Annotated in this window: 16 protein-coding genes and 1 pseudogene; 11 read left to right on the forward strand and 6 right to left on the reverse strand. The window is 73.1% G+C overall.

All coding sequences use genetic code 11. From position 1 onward, the window contains the following. Nucleotides 1–12: 12 nt before the first annotated feature. The 7 genes from QNO07_RS13950 (at nt 13) to QNO07_RS13980 (ending at nt 6467) form a co-directional block, all read left to right on the forward strand. Nucleotides 13–831, forward strand: a complete 819-nt coding sequence (locus tag QNO07_RS13950; RefSeq protein WP_283992287.1) for a HipA family kinase — start codon at nt 13–15, stop codon at nt 829–831. Then, nucleotides 828–1250, forward strand: a complete 423-nt coding sequence (locus QNO07_RS13955; RefSeq protein ID WP_283992288.1) for a DUF3037 domain-containing protein — start codon at nt 828–830, stop codon at nt 1248–1250. The genes QNO07_RS13950 and QNO07_RS13955 overlap by 4 nt, the downstream gene beginning before the upstream one ends. Nucleotides 1251–1471: 221 nt before the next feature. Beyond that, complete coding sequence (fabG, locus tag QNO07_RS13960) at nt 1472–2233, forward strand: 3-oxoacyl-ACP reductase FabG (RefSeq protein WP_283992289.1); 762 nt, start codon at nt 1472–1474, stop codon at nt 2231–2233. Nucleotides 2234–2247: 14 nt separating this feature from the next. Then, complete coding sequence (locus tag QNO07_RS13965) at nt 2248–3003, forward strand: SDR family oxidoreductase (protein WP_283992290.1); 756 nt, start codon at nt 2248–2250, stop codon at nt 3001–3003. Between the two features lie 532 nt (nt 3004–3535). After that, on the forward strand, nt 3536–5119 hold the full coding sequence (locus QNO07_RS13970; RefSeq protein ID WP_283992291.1) for an ABC transporter substrate-binding protein: 1584 nt from the start codon (nt 3536–3538) through the stop codon (nt 5117–5119). Between the two features lie 81 nt (nt 5120–5200). Beyond that, on the forward strand, nt 5201–5881 hold the full coding sequence (gene ung, locus QNO07_RS13975; RefSeq protein ID WP_283992293.1) for a uracil-DNA glycosylase: 681 nt from the start codon (nt 5201–5203) through the stop codon (nt 5879–5881). A gap of 76 nt (nt 5882–5957) precedes the next feature. After that, complete coding sequence (locus QNO07_RS13980; protein WP_283992295.1) at nt 5958–6467, forward strand: hypothetical protein; 510 nt, start codon at nt 5958–5960, stop codon at nt 6465–6467. Here QNO07_RS13980 and QNO07_RS13985 read toward each other — a convergent pair. Next, entirely contained in the window at nt 6455–6937 is a 483-nt protein-coding gene (locus QNO07_RS13985) for a hypothetical protein (protein ID WP_283992296.1), read from the reverse strand. The two genes, QNO07_RS13980 and QNO07_RS13985, sit on opposite strands and share 13 nt — an antisense overlap. A 266-nt stretch (nt 6938–7203) precedes the next feature. Here QNO07_RS13985 and QNO07_RS13990 point away from each other — a divergent pair, with 266 nt between their 5' ends. Further along, a complete protein-coding gene (locus tag QNO07_RS13990; RefSeq protein WP_283992297.1) occupies nt 7204–8109 on the forward strand; it encodes a Gfo/Idh/MocA family protein in 906 nt (301 codons plus the stop codon). Between the two features lie 74 nt (nt 8110–8183). Here QNO07_RS13990 and QNO07_RS13995 read toward each other — a convergent pair. Continuing rightward, nucleotides 8184–8725: pseudogene (locus QNO07_RS13995) on the reverse strand (apolipoprotein N-acyltransferase); the annotation flags it as partial. Between the two features lie 280 nt (nt 8726–9005). Between QNO07_RS13995 and QNO07_RS14000 the strand changes: the two are divergent. Continuing rightward, nucleotides 9006–10184 carry a CapA family protein gene (locus QNO07_RS14000; protein WP_283992298.1) on the forward strand — a complete coding sequence of 393 codons (1179 nt, stop codon included), beginning with the start codon at nt 9006–9008 and terminating at the stop codon, nt 10182–10184. A gap of 23 nt (nt 10185–10207) precedes the next feature. Here the strand turns inward: QNO07_RS14000 and QNO07_RS14005 are convergent, their stop codons facing one another. Both QNO07_RS14005 and QNO07_RS14010 read right to left on the reverse strand, forming a co-directional pair. Beyond that, complete coding sequence (locus tag QNO07_RS14005; RefSeq protein WP_283992299.1) at nt 10208–11098, reverse strand: undecaprenyl-diphosphate phosphatase; 891 nt, start codon at nt 11096–11098, stop codon at nt 10208–10210. Between the two features lie 96 nt (nt 11099–11194). Further along, nucleotides 11195–11896, reverse strand: a complete 702-nt coding sequence (locus QNO07_RS14010; protein WP_349636833.1) for a TVP38/TMEM64 family protein — start codon at nt 11894–11896, stop codon at nt 11195–11197. A 156-nt stretch (nt 11897–12052) separates the two neighbouring features. On the opposite strand from QNO07_RS14010, the gene QNO07_RS14015 reads away from it, so the two are divergent. Next, nucleotides 12053–12895 (forward strand): spermidine synthase, encoded by an 843-nt coding sequence (locus QNO07_RS14015; protein WP_283992300.1) that lies wholly within the window; start codon nt 12053–12055, stop codon nt 12893–12895. Here QNO07_RS14015 and QNO07_RS14020 read toward each other — a convergent pair. Further along, nucleotides 12835–14157 carry an MFS transporter gene (locus QNO07_RS14020; RefSeq protein WP_283992301.1) on the reverse strand — a complete coding sequence of 441 codons (1323 nt, stop codon included), beginning with the start codon at nt 14155–14157 and terminating at the stop codon, nt 12835–12837. The two genes, QNO07_RS14015 and QNO07_RS14020, sit on opposite strands and share 61 nt — an antisense overlap. Before the next feature lie 73 nt (nt 14158–14230). After that, a complete protein-coding gene (locus QNO07_RS14025; protein ID WP_283992302.1) occupies nt 14231–15325 on the reverse strand; it encodes a DUF8017 domain-containing protein in 1095 nt (364 codons plus the stop codon). 120 nt (nt 15326–15445) lie between these two features. On the opposite strand from QNO07_RS14025, the gene QNO07_RS14030 reads away from it, so the two are divergent. Continuing rightward, complete coding sequence (locus QNO07_RS14030; protein ID WP_283992303.1) at nt 15446–15898, forward strand: DUF4442 domain-containing protein; 453 nt, start codon at nt 15446–15448, stop codon at nt 15896–15898. Nucleotides 15899–15949 lie beyond the last annotated feature (51 nt).

Below are 15949 nucleotides of genomic sequence, written 5' to 3' on the forward strand. Positions count from 1 at the left end.
TGGCCTGGGAAAGTGCTGAGAGAGGTCGCCGCGACCCGCTACGTCACGCCCCTGCGGGAGGGCGGCTCGCTGCCGGGCATCGTCGAGGGTGACGACCTGGGCACCTACGTCATGAAGTTCACCGGTGCGGGGCAGGGCCGCAAGACGCTGGTGGCGGAGGTGGTCTGCGGGCGGCTCGCCCAGCGGCTGGGTCTGCGCGTGCCGGAGCTGGTGCGGATGCAGCTCGACCCGGTCATCGGTCTGGCGGAGCCTGACGAGGAGGTGCAGCAGCTGCTGAAGGCCAGCGGCGGGCTCAACCTCGGCATGGACTTCCTGCCCGGCTCCCTCGGCTTCGACCCGCTCGCCTACCAGGTGGCTGCGGCGGAGGCGGGCCGGGTGGTCTGGTTCGACGCCCTGGTGGGGAACGTGGACCGCTCCTGGCGCAACCCCAACCTGCTGGTGTGGCACGGAGACCTGTGGCTCATCGACCACGGCGCCACCATGATCTGGCACCACAACTGGCCGGCCGCAGCCCAGGCGGCGGAGAAGCCCTACGACGCGTCCGATCACGTCCTGGCGCCGTTCGCCCCGGACCTCGCAGCGGCCGCCTCCGACCTCGCGCCGCTCGTGACCGCGGACCTGGTGGCCGCGTGCGCGGCTGACGTGCCCGACGAATGGCTCGCCGACGAGCCCGGCTTCGCCTCGCCGGACGAGGTCCGCGCGGTGTACGTCGAGGTGCTCACGGCACGCGCCCGCACGGTCGGCTCGCGCATCACGGTCGGCGCGCCCTCCTCGGACGGACCGTCCCGGGCACCGGGCTGGCTGACCGGTCTGAAAGGACCACGCCGATGACCGACGCGACCCCCACCCCCGACGCGACCCCCACGCCCCCCGTCCGTGACGTCTTCGAGTACGCCCTGCTGCGCGTGGTGCCCCGGGTGGAGCGCGGCGAGTGCATCAACGCGGGCGTGCTGGTCTACTGCCGGGCGCGTTCGGTGGTGGTGGCGCGAACCCACCTGGACGAGGCGCGCCTGCTGGCGCTCGACCCCGGCGCGGACGTCCCCGGGGTGCGCGCCGCCCTGAACGCGGTCGGCGGTGTCTGCCGTGGCGGTGCGGACGCCGGCCAGGCCGCCGGTGACGACGCGGGACGGCGTTTCCGCTGGCTGATCGCGCCGCGGAGCACGGTCGTGCAGCCCGGGCCCGTGCACACCGGGCTGACCTGCGACCCGGTCGCCGAGGCCGACCGGCTCCTGGATCTGCTCGTCAGGTAAGGGCGTCGGCCCAGGCTGGGAGCGCCGGCCCGCACGGCCCGGCCGGAGTCCGCCCCGCCGCGCCGCGCTCGGGCATGGTCCGGTCCGGCACCGGTGTGTGCTTCGCCACGTGGGGCCGGTGGGCGCGGGTGCCGTTGACAGCGGTCGGCCTGGCTTCTAGCGTCACGTCTGCCGTGGCTACTAAGCGGTTGCTCACCACTTCGAGGGCGAGGAGATCCAGCATGTCCACCACCGAGCAGCGCGTCGCGATCGTGACGGGCGGGGCCCGAGGCATCGGGGCGGCCACCGCCTTGCGGCTGGCCGAGGAGGGCCGTGCCGTCGCCGTGCTCGACCTCGACGAAGCGGCCTGCAAGGAGACCGTCGAGAAGATCACCGCTGCGGGCGGGCGGGCCCTCGCGGTCGGTTGCGACGTCTCGGACGCCGAGCAGGTGACGGCCGCGGTCGCGCGGGTCGCCGAGGAACTGGGCGCGCCCACCATCCTGGTCAACAACGCCGGTGTGCTCCGCGACAACCTGTTGTTCAAGATGAGCGAGTCCGACTGGGACATGGTCATGAACGTGCACCTGCGCGGTGCGTTCCTGATGTCCCGCGCCTGCCAGAAGCACATGGTGGACGCCGGCTTCGGCCGGATCGTCAACCTCTCGTCGAGTTCCGCGTTGGGCAACCGGGGCCAGGCCAACTACTCGGCCGCGAAGGCCGGCCTGCAGGGCCTGACGAAGACGCTCGCCAAGGAGCTCGGCAAGTTCTCCATCACCGCCAACGCCGTCGCCCCCGGTTTCATCGCCACCGACATGACCGCGGCGACCGCGGCCAGGGTCGGCATGGACTTCGACGACTTCCAGACGGCCGCCGCCAGCCAGATCCCGGTGCAGCGCGTCGGGCGGCCGGAGGACGTGGCAGGCGCCATCGCCTACTTCACCGGTGACGCGGCCGGATTCGTGTCCGGGCAGGTCCTGTACGTGGCCGGCGGGCCGCTCGACTGAGGAAAGAGACAGACATGGCAGTCAAGGACAGCGGACAGGTCGCCCTGGTCACGGGCGGCAGCCGGGGTATCGGCTTCGGCATCGCCGAGGCGCTGGTGGCCCGCGGCGACAAGGTGTGCATCACCGGCCGCAGCGAGGAGTCGCTGAAGGAGGCCGTGGACCGGCTCGGCCCGGACCGGGCCATGGCCGTCGCCGGCAAGGCGCACGACGAGGCGCACCGCGCCGACGTGGTCGAGCAGGTCATGGCGGCCTGGGGCCGGGTGGACCACCTGGTGAACAACGCCGGCACCAACCCGGTCTTCGGCCCGATCGCCGAACTCGACCTCGCGGTGGCGCGCAAGGTGTTCGAGACGAACGTGCTCTCCGCGCTCGGCTTCGCACAGCTCACCTGGGCCGCGTGGCAGCGCGAGAACGGCGGCACGATCGTCAACATCGCCTCGGTCGCGGGTGTCTCCGCGTCGCCGTTCGTCGGCGCCTACGGCATCAGCAAGGCGGCGATGGTCAACCTGACTCTGCAACTCGCGCACGAGATGTCGCCGGGCGTGCGGGTCAACGCCATCGCCCCCGCCGTGGTCAAGACCAAGTTCGCCGCCGCCCTGTACGAGGGGCGGGAGGAGGAGGCCGTCAAGGGCTACCCGCTGGGGCGCCTCGGAGTGCCCGAGGACATCGGGGGAGCGGCGGCGTTCCTCACCTCCGACGCCGCCGGCTGGATGACGGGCCAGACACTGGTCATCGACGGCGGCCTCTTCCTGAACGCGGGGGTGGCCTGACCGCGGGCCTCACCCGAGGGAACCGCGAGGCATGAGACCGGCGTGCGTGCGACGTGCGCCCGGCCCGGGCGGCGGCCCGGGCTGTCGCACGCCAGGGCGGAGGCGGGCACCGGCTGGACCGCCGGTGCCCGCTTGGCGCATGCCCGTGACCGCCGTGCGCCCGGCCAGGACGCCGCATCCTCCGGCCTCCGCCCGCCCCTGCACGTCTTCGGAGGCCCGCTCGGCTGCCGGATGGACTGGACCATCCGGCCTGCGCACGGGCGTCGTACCTGGTCGCGGGCGATCCGGGCCCGAGTGGGCAAGTTGGTGCAGTACTGGTAGCCGCAGATGATTGACAGGTGGTTGAGCCGTCCATGAAGCTCAGGCCAAGTGCTGCGGTAAGGTCTGCGCATCGTAGGCCTGTGGGGCCCACTCGCGGCACCGATGTGCTCAGTGTGGCGTCCGGACGGGTGGAACGGTTTCCGCCAGACCTGAAACACAACTCCCCCGCAGTGCGTCATTCAGTGGCCCCCGCCGATCGAGGAGCGTGCACGTGTTCAGCCGGATAAGGCTTCTGAGGAGCATCGCGGTGGTGTCCGCCGTGGCAGTGGTCGCCGGATGCGGCTCGCTGACCGGGGACGGCGGGGACGCCGACGAGGTCATCGTTGTCGGCACGACCAGTGCGCCCAGCGTGCTCGACCCCGCCGGTGCCTGGGACGGCTCGTGGGAGCTGTACCGCAACATCTACCAGTCGCTCCTGAACTTCCCCAACTCCAGCGGCACACCGGAACCGGACGCCGCGAAGAACTGCGGGTTCACCGACAACGCCAGCCAGGTCTACCGCTGCACGCTGAAGGAGGGCCTCAAGTTCTCCAACGGCAACAAGCTCGACGCGGCCGCGGTCAAGTTCTCGGTCGAGCGCACCCTCAAGATCAACGCCGCCACGGGCCCGGCCCAGCTCCTGGAGAGTCTGGACCGCGTCGAGACCAGCGGTGACGACACGGTCGTCTTCCACCTGAAGAAGCCGAACGCCACCTTCCCCCTGGTCCTGGCCACCCCGGCGGCGTCCATCGTCGACCCGGCCAGCTACCCCGCGGACAAGCTCCGCGACAAGGACGGCATCACCGGTTCCGGCCCGTACCGGCTGAACGGCTACGACGCGGGCAAGCAGGCCGAACTGGTCAAGAACGACGAGTACCGCGGCGCCGCGAAGCTGAAGAACAACGCGGTCACCATCCGCTACTTCAAGGACTCCGCGCGGCTGGTGAAGGCCATCGAGGACGGCGATGTCGACCTCAGCTTCCGCGGCCTCACCCCCGAGCAGATCACGACCCTGGAGAACGCCAAGAACAAGGACTCCAAGATCAAGCTCAACGAGGCCACCGGCACCGAGATCCGCTACCTGGTCTTCAACCCGGACGACCCGTCGGTCGAGGACCCGGCGGTGCGCGAGGCCATCGCGCAGCTCATCGACCGCAAGGCGCTGGTGCGCGAGGTCTACCAGCGCACCGCGGAACCGCTGTACTCGATGGTGCCGGGCGGCATCACCGGTCACACCAGCGCGTTCTACGACAAGTACGGCGAGCCCAGCCAGCGCAAGGCGAAGTCGATCCTGACCTCGGCGGGCATCACCGACCCGGTGGAGCTCACCCTCTGGTACACCACCGACCGCTACGGCGCCACGACCAAGGCCGAGTTCGAGGAGATCCGGCGGCAGCTCAACGGGTCCGGCCTGTTCCGGGTCACCATCGAGGGCCGCGAGTGGAACGAGTTCCAGCAGGCGTACCAGAAGGGCGAGTACCCGGTCTTCGGCCGCGGCTGGTTCCCCGACTTCCCCGACGCCGACAACTACATCGGTCCGTTCGTCGGCAAGCACAACGCCCTGGGCATCCCCTACGAGGACGCCGAACTGACGGGCCAGATCCTGCCCGCCTCCCGCCAGCAGAGCGACCGTGCCGCGGCCGGCAGCTCCCTCAAGGAGGCCCAGCGCATCCTCGCCGAGGACGCCCGCCTGCTGCCGCTGTGGCAGGGCCGGGTGTACATCGCGGCGCACGAGGAGATCGCGGGCGTGGAGTGGGCCATCGACGCCTCGACCATCATGCGGATGTGGGAACTGCACCGGAAGTCCAGCTGGTAGTACGTCTGTCAGTGGGCGCGGGTACGTTTCGACCAGTCACCGCGACCGGCCGGTGACGGCGCCCCTGCGGAGGTAGAAGACGTGAACGGCACGCTGCCCGAGTCCTGGCTCGAAGTCCTCGGTGAGGAACTCCACCAGCCCTACTTCAAGGAACTCACCGAGTTCGTCGAGGAGGAGCGGGCACGCGGGCCGGTCTACCCGCCGCGGGACGAGGTCTTCGCAGCGCTGGAGGCCACGCCCTTCGACCGGGTCAAGGTCCTGGTGCTCGGCCAGGACCCCTACCACGGCGAAGGGCAGGGCCACGGGCTGTGCTTCTCGGTCCGGCCAGGGGTGCGGGTGCCGCCGTCGCTGCGCAACATCTTCAAGGAGATGAAGGACGACCTCGGCCACCCCGCGCCGGACAACGGTTCGCTGCTGCCCTGGGCCGAGCAGGGCGTGCTCCTGCTCAACGCGGTGCTCACGGTCCGCGCCGGCGAGGCCAACTCGCACAAGAACAAGGGCTGGGAACGGTTCACCGACGCGGTCATCCGCGCGGTCGCCGACCGTCCCGACCCGGCGGTGTTCGTGCTGTGGGGCAACTACGCCCGCAAGAAGGCCAGGCTCATCGACACCGAGCGGCACGCGGTGGTCGAGGGTGCGCACCCGTCGCCGCTGTCGGCGAAGCTCTTCCTCGGCTCCCGCCCCTTCAGCCGGATCAACGAGGCCGTCGCCGCCCAGGGCCACAGCCCCATCGACTGGCGGCTGCCGAACCTCGCGGAGTGAGTGCGCCTCAGCGGTGAACGTCCTACCGGGGGCTAGCGTCGGACGTCCACCCCGCAGGACACGCAGGAGGACCGCAGTGGCCGAGCAGCAGCCAGCCGAGGACCCGATCACCACCCGCATCGGCCAGGCGGTCATCCTGCACCGCGGCGGCGACCGGGAGGAGGCGCGCAACCGGCTCACCGTGCTGTGGGGCGAGCTGGAGCACGGCGGCGGCACCTTCCACCGGTGTGCCGTCGCCCACTACCTCGCCGCCGCCCAGGAGGACGCGGAGTCCGCCCTGCGCTGGGACCGCCGGGCGCTCGCCGCCGCCGACGCGCTCACCTGGGAGGAACCGGGGAGCGACCCGGCGGACGTGGTGCGGGTGCGCGCCCTCTACCCCTCGCTGCACCTGGGTCTCGCCGCTGCCCACCACCGGCTCGGCGAGCCCGTGGCGGCCCGCCGTGAACTGGTCCTGGCCCGCCGCGCGGTGGGCGCGCTGCCGGAGAGCGAGCACGGCGACGGGGTCCGGGCGGCCGTCGACCGGTTGGAGCGCCGACTGGCCTCCCCGGTCCCAGGACCGGTACCGCCCCGCCGTCAACTGCCGTAGAGCTCCCGGCAGTAGCGGTCCTCCGTGCTGCCGGGCCGCCACCCGCCCAGCTCCCCGGCGATCCTGCAGGCGTCACCGCCGGGCGGGGCCGGCTGCGCCCGGCGTGCCGGGGCGCGGCTCGCGGCGGGCGTCGGCACCTCTCCCGAAGGCGCCGCGGCCGGGGCGGTACGGCGGGTGCCGTCCGTCCGTTCCGGTGGAGGCGCAGGCACCGGCGGGCGCGTGGGACGCTCGGTCCGCGGGCGTGGCGGCGCAGCGGCGGCCGGCTGCCGGAAGGGCCTGCTCACACCCTCCCGCGGTGCGGCTTCGGTGAGCGCGGGCTCCGGCGCAGCGGCCCGGCGCGGGGGAGCGGACGGCCCCGCGGGCGGTCCTGAACCGTCGGCGGGGTGCGCCCGCTCGGAGACGGCCAGGCAACCGGTGGCTGCCGTCAGGGACAGTCCGGCCAGCAGCACGGCGGCGGTCGTGTGTCGCATTCGCTCAACTCTGCCCGCATCGGGGGCTGTCGGGGAACTCCCCGAAGGGGTGAGAGAGAACGGACGCGGCCGGGGGCGGTGGCGAGGAGCGAGAGCGGCCACCCGCCGGTACCGGGCGGCGAGCCCGGGTGCGCAAGCTGCCCGGGCCACCTTCGCAACCGGCCGCCGGAACCGCTGCGCCGCAGGCCACGTATGCTTTCGGGCACCGGACGGAGTGCCGCCCCGGCAGGGGTACGCACCGTGCAGGCCAGGGTGAGGAGCGCGAAGTGAAGGTCGGCGTGATCGGACTGGGCGACATCGCCCGCAAGGCGTATCTGCCCGTGCTCACCGCACGGCCGGGGATCGACCTGCACCTGCACACCCGGACCGCCGCCACTCTCGACGCGGTCGGGGACACGCACCGCATCCCGTCCGCGCACCGGTACACCGAGCTGGACGCCCTGCTCGCCGCGGGGCTGGACGCCGCCTTCGTGCACGCCGCGACCAGTGCGCACCCGGAGCTGGTGACCCGCCTGCTGGAGGCAGGGGTGCCCACCTACGTCGACAAGCCGCTGGCCTACGAACTCGCCGACGCGAGGCGCCTGGTGGAGCTGGCAGAGCAGCGCTCCACCGCACTCGCGGTCGGGTTCAACCGCCGCTTCGCACCGAGCTACGCCCAGTGCGCCGACCACCCCCGCGACCTGATCCTGATGCAGAAGAACCGGGTCGGACTGCCTGAGGATGCCCGCACCCTCGTCTACGACGACTTCATCCACGTCGTCGACACGCTGCGCTTCCTCGCCCCCGGCGGGACGGACCAGGTGACCGTGCGGGGCCGGACGCGGGACGGCCTGCTGGAACACGTGGTGCTCCAGTTGTCGGGGGAGGGCTTCACCGCCGTGGGGAGCATGAACCGGCTCTCCGGGTCCTCGGAGGAGATCCTTGAGGTGTCCGGGCAGGACAGCAAGCGTGAGGTCCGCAACCTCGCCGAGGTGATCGACCACCGCGGCCAGCCGTCGGTGCGCCGGCGGGGCGACTGGGTGCCGGTCGCCCGGCAGCGCGGCATCGAGCAGGTCGTGGCGCACTTCCTGGACGCGGTCAGCGCGGACAAGGTGCTGAGTGCCCGGGACGCGCTGCTCACCCACGAGCTGTGCGAGCAGATCGTCACGTCCGTACGCGAGCAGGCCGCCTGACCGACGCCGCCGCGTAGCCGGCCAGCGACACCAGCGAGAGGGCGGCGACCCTGCCGCCGAACCGGGCGTACCCGACGAACGTGCGGCACGGCCACCAGGGCGGCCAGCCCACGTTCACCGCCGCCAGCAGCCAGCTCACCAGCCACACGCCGCCCAGTGCCGTCTGCCGCAGGGCCGGCGGCACCTAGGACTGGGACGCGCCGAGCAGTGCCCACGGTCCACCCAGGTACTCCCCGGAACGCACCAATTCGATCGCCACCCAGCCGGAGGGCAGCAGCACCGCCGCAGCGGCCAGCCGGCGGCCGGGAGCGGGCCGGGGCCAGGAGCCGGCGGGCCAGCAGCCCCCAGGGGACCCGCCAGGGCGGCCACGACGGCCAGGAAGACGTGCGAGCTGGGCGCCGGCCAGTGGTGCGTGGCCAGGGCGAAGCCGGTGCCGCCGAGCCAGCCGAGCACAGCCCGCCTGCCGGGAAGTGGGAGCCGAACGGGGCAGCAGCCACGGCACCAGTGCGACGGGTGCCAGCCACCACAGGGACGGCGCGGGAAAGGTCAGCGCGGGCAGCGCGCCGGCCGCGAACGCCGCCGCGCCCCGCAGGGCACCACCACCCGACAGCCGCATGCAAGCCTCCCGGTCGCCGGCCCGTCAGTGTCACCGGTTGTCCTGTTTCCAGTGTGCCGGGCGGGGCGGTCGTCGATCGCTGTGACCGGCGGCGGGGTTCCGCACACCCCGCCGGGCCCGGGGGTGCTCGCCGTGAGGACGGGTGAGGCGGGTTCACACAACGCGGGCAGCGGCAGGCGCGTGTTCACGCCGTTCGGCGCAACGGACGGACGCTCCGGGCTGCGGCCGAGGCGGGGGCGCAGCAGGCTGGCGGGTGACGACATGAGGTGAGGAGGCGCGGGTGACTCGGCGAAGGAAGGTTCCTGCAGCTCTCCTCCTGGCGGCTGTGCTGCTGCTGTCCGCCTGCGCGGGCGGCACCGGCGGGAGCGGGCTGCGCACGCCGCCCGCCGGGCCGTCGGAGACGGCGGCGCATCCCTCGGAGGCCGGGGGCGGGCCCGCGGCGCAAGCCCGGTCCCGACGGGCCTTCACGTTGCTCGCGACGGGCGACGTCATCCCCTACCCGTGGATCATCCGGCAGGCCCGCAGCGAGGCGGGCGGTCAGGGATACGACTTCCGGCAGATCCTGAGCGGCGTGGCCCCGCTGGTCCGGGCGGCGGACGTGGCGCTGTGCCACCTGGAGACCCCCTTGGGGCACGAGGACGGACCGTTCACCGGCTACCCGCTGTTCCGGTCACCGCCGCAACTCGCGGCTGCCCTGCGGGACACCGGCTACACCGGCTGCTCGACCGCCTCCAACCACACCCTCGACGACGGCGTCGAGGGGGTGCGGCGCACGCTGGACGCGCTGGACGCCGCGGGCGTGCGGCACGCCGGGTCGGCCCGCGACGCACGGGAGGCCGCGCGGCACACCGAGCTGCGCGCCGGCGGCGCCCGCGTCGCGCACCTGTCGTACACCTCGGACACCAACGGCATTCCGGTGCCGGAGGCGGCGCCCTGGGCGGTGAACCTGCTGGAGCCCGGGCGGGTCGTCGCCGACGCCCGGGCCGCCCGGCGGGCGGGAGCGGACGTGGTGGTCGTGTCGGTGCACTGGGGCACCGAGTGGCAGACCGAACCCGACTCCCGGCAGCGGGAGACCGCACGCGTCCTGACGGCCGCCAGGACGGCCGGGGAGCGGGACGTCGACCTGGTGATCGGCACCCACAACCACGTGGCGCAGGCGTACGAGAAGGTCAACGGCACCTGGGTGGTGTACGGGCTGGGCGACCAGATGGCCAGCTTCGTGCCGTCGCTGTACCGGGGCAACGAGGGCTCGATGGCCCGCTTCACCTTCGTGCCCCGGTCGGACGGCGACCGGTGGGACGTGCGGCGGGCCGAGTACCTGGTCGGCCACTCCGTCATGGGCCCGCCGTTCCGCGTCGTGCGGGCCACCGCCGGGCGGCACCCCGAGGTGCACGCCCGTGTGGCGAAGGCGGTGCTCAGCCGCGGCGCTGCCGCCGACGGCCTGCGTGAGGCGGACTGAGTCCCGTCTCCAACGCGGGCGGGTCAGCCCTCGCCCACCTCGGCTCCGGCCAGCGGGTCGAGCACACCGAGGCCGACGAGCACCAGGATGAGCACACCGACCGCGACGCGGTAGTAGACGAACGGCATGAAGCTGCGCGTCTCGATGAAGCGCATGAACCAGGCGATCACGGCGTAGCCGACGAGGCCGCCGACCACGGTGGCGAGAATGGTTGGACCCCAGGACACGTGCGAGGCCTCCTCGCCGCCGATCGAGGAGATCTCGTACACGCCGGAGCCGAGCACGGCGGGGATGGCGAGCAGGAAGGAGTAGCGCGCCGCCGAGGCCCGGTCGTAGCCGAGGAAAAGGCCGCCGGTCATCGTGACACCCGACCGGGACATGCCCGGGATCAGGGCCAGCGCCTGCCACAGGCCGAAGAAGATGCCGTCCCGGACGTTGAGCTGCTCCAGGCCCTTGCGGGGGCCGCCCGCCCGGTGCTTGCCGCCGCCGCTCTCCGCCCGCGCCACGATGCGGTCGGCGATGCCCAGCGCCACACCGAGCACGATGAAGCTGAACGCGATCAGCCGCAGATCCCGGAACGGGCCCTCGATGGTGTCCTTGAACGTGACACCGAGGACGACGATCGGGATCGTGCCGACGATGACCAGCCAGCCGATCCGCGCGTCCAGCTCGCGTCGGGCCTCGCTGCTCACCAGCGACCGGCACCAGGCGGTGACGATGCGGAGGATGTCCTTGCGGAAGTAGATGAGGATGGCGATCTCGGTACCGATCTGAGAGACCGCGGTGAAGGCGGCGCCGGGGTCCTCCCAGCCGGCCGCGACAGCGACCAGCCGGATGTGGGCGCTGGAGGAGATCGGCAGGAACTCGGTGAGTCCCTGGACGAGCCCGAGGATGAGGGATTCGAACCAAGACATGTCGGGGTGCGCTCGTCCTTGTGATCGTCGGTCAGTTCGGATCAGATGCTATGGGTGCGCCCGGCGCGCGCCGCGCGGGGGTGGGGTGAACGCCGCTCACGCGCCCGCTGCGGCCCGCAGTTGGGCCCGGCGGCGCCAGCCGACCAGGGCCGCGGCGGCCCCGGTGACGGTGATGAACGCGAACGCGGCCAGGAACACCGGCGACGCCGGTTCGGTGGCCCGGCTGCCGGCCACCACGTACGCCGCCGTGTTGGGCACGCTGCCGACGGCTGTCGCACCGAGGAAGGTCCCCCACGACATGCGGGACACCGCGGCGCCGTAGTTGGACGCGGCGAACGGCACCCCCGGTACCAGGCGCAGCACAAGCATCGCCCGGAAACCGCGCAGGCTCAGCTGCCGGTCGCCGGCCTGCAGCCAGCGGCCCCGCAGCAGCGGACGCAGCCCGTCCTGCCCCAGCAGCCGCCCCAGCCCGAACGAGATGCCCGCGCCCGCCACCGTGCCGGCCAGCGCGCCCACGGTTCCCCACTGGGCGCCGAACAGCACCCCGGCGGCGATGTTGAGGACCGGACGCGGCACGAAGGCGGCGGTGCACAGCGCGTACGCCACCCCGAAGGTCAGCACGGCCGTACTGGCACCGAGGTGCTGACCAGCGGGATCGGTGAGCATGCGCTGCGGCTGGTGGACGATCACGAGCGCGGCAGCCGAGGCGAGCAGCACCACGAGCAGCACGAGCCGGGCCCGGGCCGAACACAGTGACTGCACACAGCGTGCGCCGAGGGCGCGGGCAGGGGCGGGCACCGGGGGAGAGTAACCGACGAAAGTGACCTTACGGGGACTTCACCGTATGTGAGGTGTGCGACCTCGGGGGACCGGGGCGGGACCGCCCCCTCGCGGCAAGGCGGCGGCCGGCGCCCGGCGGCGCGCGGCAGCCGGGCGTCGGCGCACAATGGGGCGGTGGACGAACCGAGACCCGTGACGTGCCCCGTCGACCAGGGCACCGCCCGGCTGCTGCCCGACGTCGACCGGGAACGGGCCTGGCTGCTGACCGTCGACGACGCGCCGCAGTCCTACGTGGACCTGGCCGACCCGGGGCACCTGGAGTTCGAGTACGTGCGCCGCATCGCCCACGTGCTGGACACCGCCTGCCCCGCGGGGCCGCTGGAGGTGCTGCACCTGGGAGGCGGCGCGCTGACCCTGCCGCGCCACCTGGCGGTGGCACGCCCCGGCTCGCGCCAGCAGGTGGTGGACCACGACGCGGCCCTCCTCGCCCTGGTGCGGCGGCACCTGCCGGTGCCGCCCGGGTCGAGCATCGGGTGCGAGGCGGCCGACGCGCGCGAGGCCCTGGAGCGGCGGGCACCGGCGACCGCGGACGCGGTGGTCGCCGACGTGTTCGGCGGTTCCCGGATCCCGGCCCACCTGACGACGGTGGAGTGCGTCCGTGCCGCGGGCCGGGCCCTGCGCCCGGGCGGGGTGCACGTCGCCAACGTCGCGGACACGGCCCCCTTCGACTTCGTCCGCTCCCAACTGGCCAACCTGTTCGTGGTCTTCCCGCAGGTGTGCCTGCTGGCGGAACCCGCCGTGCTGCGCGGGCGCAGGTTCGGCAACCTGGTGCTGGCCGCGTCAGCCGATCCGCTGCCGGTGGCCGACCTGGCCCGCCGCTGCGCCGGCGACCCGTTCCCCGCCCGGGTGGTGCACGGTGCCGCGCTGCGGCGGCTGGCGGCCGGGGCGGCGCCCGTTCACGACGGCGCCGCGGCGCCGTCCCCGGTGCCGCCGGACGGCTCCTTCAGCCTGTCCTGAGGCGGTACCGGGCGCCCCTCCCCGGTGGCCGGGGGCCGCCTGCGCATGCGGCGGATGTCGGGGACGAGCAGTACGGCCAGGGTGAGCAGCACGATCAGGGCCGAGCACGCCCACAGCGCGGAGGAGCGCCCCATGACCTGCTCTGCGGGTCCGGCCAGCGCGGTGGCCAGCGGCACCAGCGCGATGGAGCCCAGCCAGTCGTACGCCGACACCCGGGAGAACTTCTCCTCCGGTATCTCCTGGTGCAGTGTGGTCATCCAGCTGACCGCGAACACCTCGATCGCGATCCCGCTGACGAACATCACCGCGAACAGCACCCCGACGCCCACGGGCACCGCGAGCGCGGCGGACGGCAGCGCCAGCGGGAACACGCACAGCGCGCCGGTCAGCAGCAGCCGGTCCGGTTTCCACCGGGCCATCAGCACCGCCCCGACCACGGTGCCCGCGCCGAACGCCGCCAGCGCCAGCCCCCACGGCCGGGGCCCGCCGAGGTGGTCCTGCGCCACCTGCGGCCCGTACACCGCCTCGGCCGCCGCCACGACGGCGTTGACCACGGCGAACTGCACGACCACCGCCCACAGCCAGGGCCGTCCCGCGACCTCCCGCCAGCCTTCCCGCAGGTCGTGCAGCAGACCGCTCCCGGGGGCCCGTTCGGGAACACCGCTCACGTCGAGGAACGCACGCAGTGCCCCGGCCACGGCGAACGCCGCGGCGTCCACGGCCAGCACCCAGCCCGGACCCACCGCGGCCACCATCGCGCCGCCCAGTGCCGCGCCGCCGATCCCGGCGCCGTTCATGCCCATCCGGAAGAACGCGAACGCGCGGCTCGCCTGCTCACCGGTGACCGTCGCCAGCACCATGCCCTCGGCGGCGGGCGAGAAGAAGGCCTGCCCGGTGCCGCCGAGCGCGGCGAGCAGCGCCATCTGCCACAGCTGGGCGTTGCCGGTCAGCACCAGGACGGCGAACGCGGCCTGGGAGACGCAGTTGAGGACGTTGGCCGCGACCATCACCCGATGGCGCGGCAGGCGGTCGGCGACGGCGCCGCCGACCAGCAGGAACAGCACGAGCGGCACGGTGCGGGCCGCGGCGACCAGCCCGACGTCCGTGCCGCTGCCCCCGGCCTCCAGCACCGCGAAGGCCGAGGCGATGAGCGCACCCGAACTGCCGAGCCCGGTGATCACCGCCGCCGCGGTCAGCAGCGTGTAGTTGCGGCCGGCCCACGCGGGACGGCGGAGGCGGCGGGGGAGGTGCGGGGTGGTCACCCGGGGGACTATCGCCGCTGCCGGGCCGGGGGAGCAAACCGGCGTCCGCGGCCCGGCGGCGAACTCCCGGGGCCTACTCCTCCTCGCCGTACGGGCGGAGGCTGTCGGTCATCTTCTTGATGGTGGCGGGCGGCACCTCGTCGTCGACGCCCGTGTCGGTGACCATCACCCACAGCCGCAGCTCACGCGAGGCGTCCAGCCACGACACGGTGACGACCTTGCCGTCGGCGTCGCACTCGCCCTTCTTCTCGACGCCGGTCATCGTCGCGGTGGCGGTGTGCCCCTTGATGCCGTGCTTGTTGGAGAACGCCCGGGCCTTGCCGGACTTCAGCTTCTCCTTCTCCTCGCCGTAGGCGTAGAACACGAAGCTCTCCGCGGCGTTGACCGCGGCCACGTCCGTGTCGGTGGAGCCCTGCGCGCCCTTGGTGCCGACCACGGCCCGGGAGGAGTTCTTGGTGCACCACCCCTCCTTGAAGTAGGCGGGGGCGCTCATGGCGACCTGAGGGGCGGGGAAGAGCGCGTCCTCGTCGTCCTTCTTCTCGCCCCAGCCGACGATGGTCGTGGGCGACTTCAGGGACCAGTCCTTCGGCACGTCGAAGGCGCTGTGGTGCTTGGGGTTGACCACGACCTGCCAGCCCGGCACCACCGGGTCGGGTGTCTCCTCCTCGCCGGAGCCGCGCGGGCTGTCCGGGTCGGTGCCGCGGTCGTCGGTGCCCGGCTCATCCGTTCCCTCCGGCTCCGCCGACGGCGGGGCGCCGGACGGGTCCTTCCCTCCACTCGCGCTGTCCTTCTTGCCGTCGTCGCCCAGCAGGGCGAAGGCTGCCACGCCCGCCCCGGCGAGCACCGCGACCGAGGCCACGATCGCGATCACCATGTTGCGCCGGGACTTGCCGCCCTTCCCCGGCGGCAGCGGTCCGCCGGGCCCACCGGGGCTGCCCCACTGGCCATCGGGCTGCTGGTAGGGATTCGGCTGACCGTACCCCTGCGGTGGCCCGAATCCCGGCTGCTGTCCGTACCCCTGCGGGCCCGGTCCGCCCTGCGGGGGAGGCCCGCCCTGCTGGTAGGGGTTGGGCTGCTGGTACCCCGGCTGCTGGTATCCCGGCTGCTGGTACGGGTTGGGCTGCTGGGGGTTCTGCTCGCCCCCCGGCTGCTGCTGTCCTGGCCACATGGCGTGAACTCTAGGCGCGGGCGCGCGGGGAGGCCATGCCCGCCCCCCGGTTGGTACGCAGCTGCTACCGGGAGGCGAACGGCCCTGCGGCCACAAGCTACTCGCTGGTAATGTACGGGCATGCCAGAGAACCAGCCGTCCGTCGGCGAGATGATGTCGGCCACCGTGCCGATGGCCCGCACCCTCAACCTGGAGTTCGTCGAGACCAGCTCTGCCCGCGCGGTGGTCCGCCTGCCCGACCAGGCCGACTACCACAACCACGTGGGCGGCCCCCACGCCGGCGCCATGTTCACGCTGGGGGAGTCCGCCAGCGGAGCCATCGTGCTCGCCGCCTTCGGTGACCAGCTCTCGCGTGCGGTGCCGCTCGCGGTGAGCGCCGAGATCGGCTACCGCAAGCTGGCGATGGGAGTCGTCACCGCCACCGCGGAACTGGGCCGTCCCGCCGCCGAGGTGGTGGCGGAACTCGACGCCGGCGAGCGGCCCGAGTTCCCCGTGAAGGTCGCACTCACCCGCGAGGACGGCGCGGTCACCGGTGAAATGACGATTGTCTGGACACTTCGCCCGAGCAGTTGACCTCGCCGGATCGGTTAGGCTTCCCGGCGTGTACCCGTCCGAGGGGAGCAC

Source organism: Streptomyces sp. 549 (assembly GCF_030124175.1).
Taxonomy (GTDB): Bacteria; Actinomycetota; Actinomycetes; order Streptomycetales; family Streptomycetaceae; genus Streptomyces.

Bases quoted from the DNA above. Each gene is read 5' to 3' on its own strand.
- QNO07_RS13965 (WP_283992290.1), top strand. From the start codon at position 2,248: ATGGCAGTCAAGGACAGCGGACAGGTCGCCCTGGTCACGGGCGGCAGC.
- QNO07_RS13985 (WP_283992296.1), bottom strand. From the start codon at position 6,937: ATGCGACACACGACCGCCGCCGTGCTGCTGGCCGGACTGTCCCTGACG.
- QNO07_RS13955 (WP_283992288.1), top strand. From the start codon at position 828: ATGACCGACGCGACCCCCACCCCCGACGCGACCCCCACGCCCCCCGTC.
- QNO07_RS14005 (WP_283992299.1), bottom strand. From the start codon at position 11,098: ATGTCTTGGTTCGAATCCCTCATCCTCGGGCTCGTCCAGGGACTCACC.
- QNO07_RS14025 (WP_283992302.1), bottom strand. From the start codon at position 15,325: ATGTGGCCAGGACAGCAGCAGCCGGGGGGCGAGCAGAACCCCCAGCAG.
- QNO07_RS14030 (WP_283992303.1), top strand. From the start codon at position 15,446: ATGCCAGAGAACCAGCCGTCCGTCGGCGAGATGATGTCGGCCACCGTG.
- fabG (WP_283992289.1), top strand. From the start codon at position 1,472: ATGTCCACCACCGAGCAGCGCGTCGCGATCGTGACGGGCGGGGCCCGA.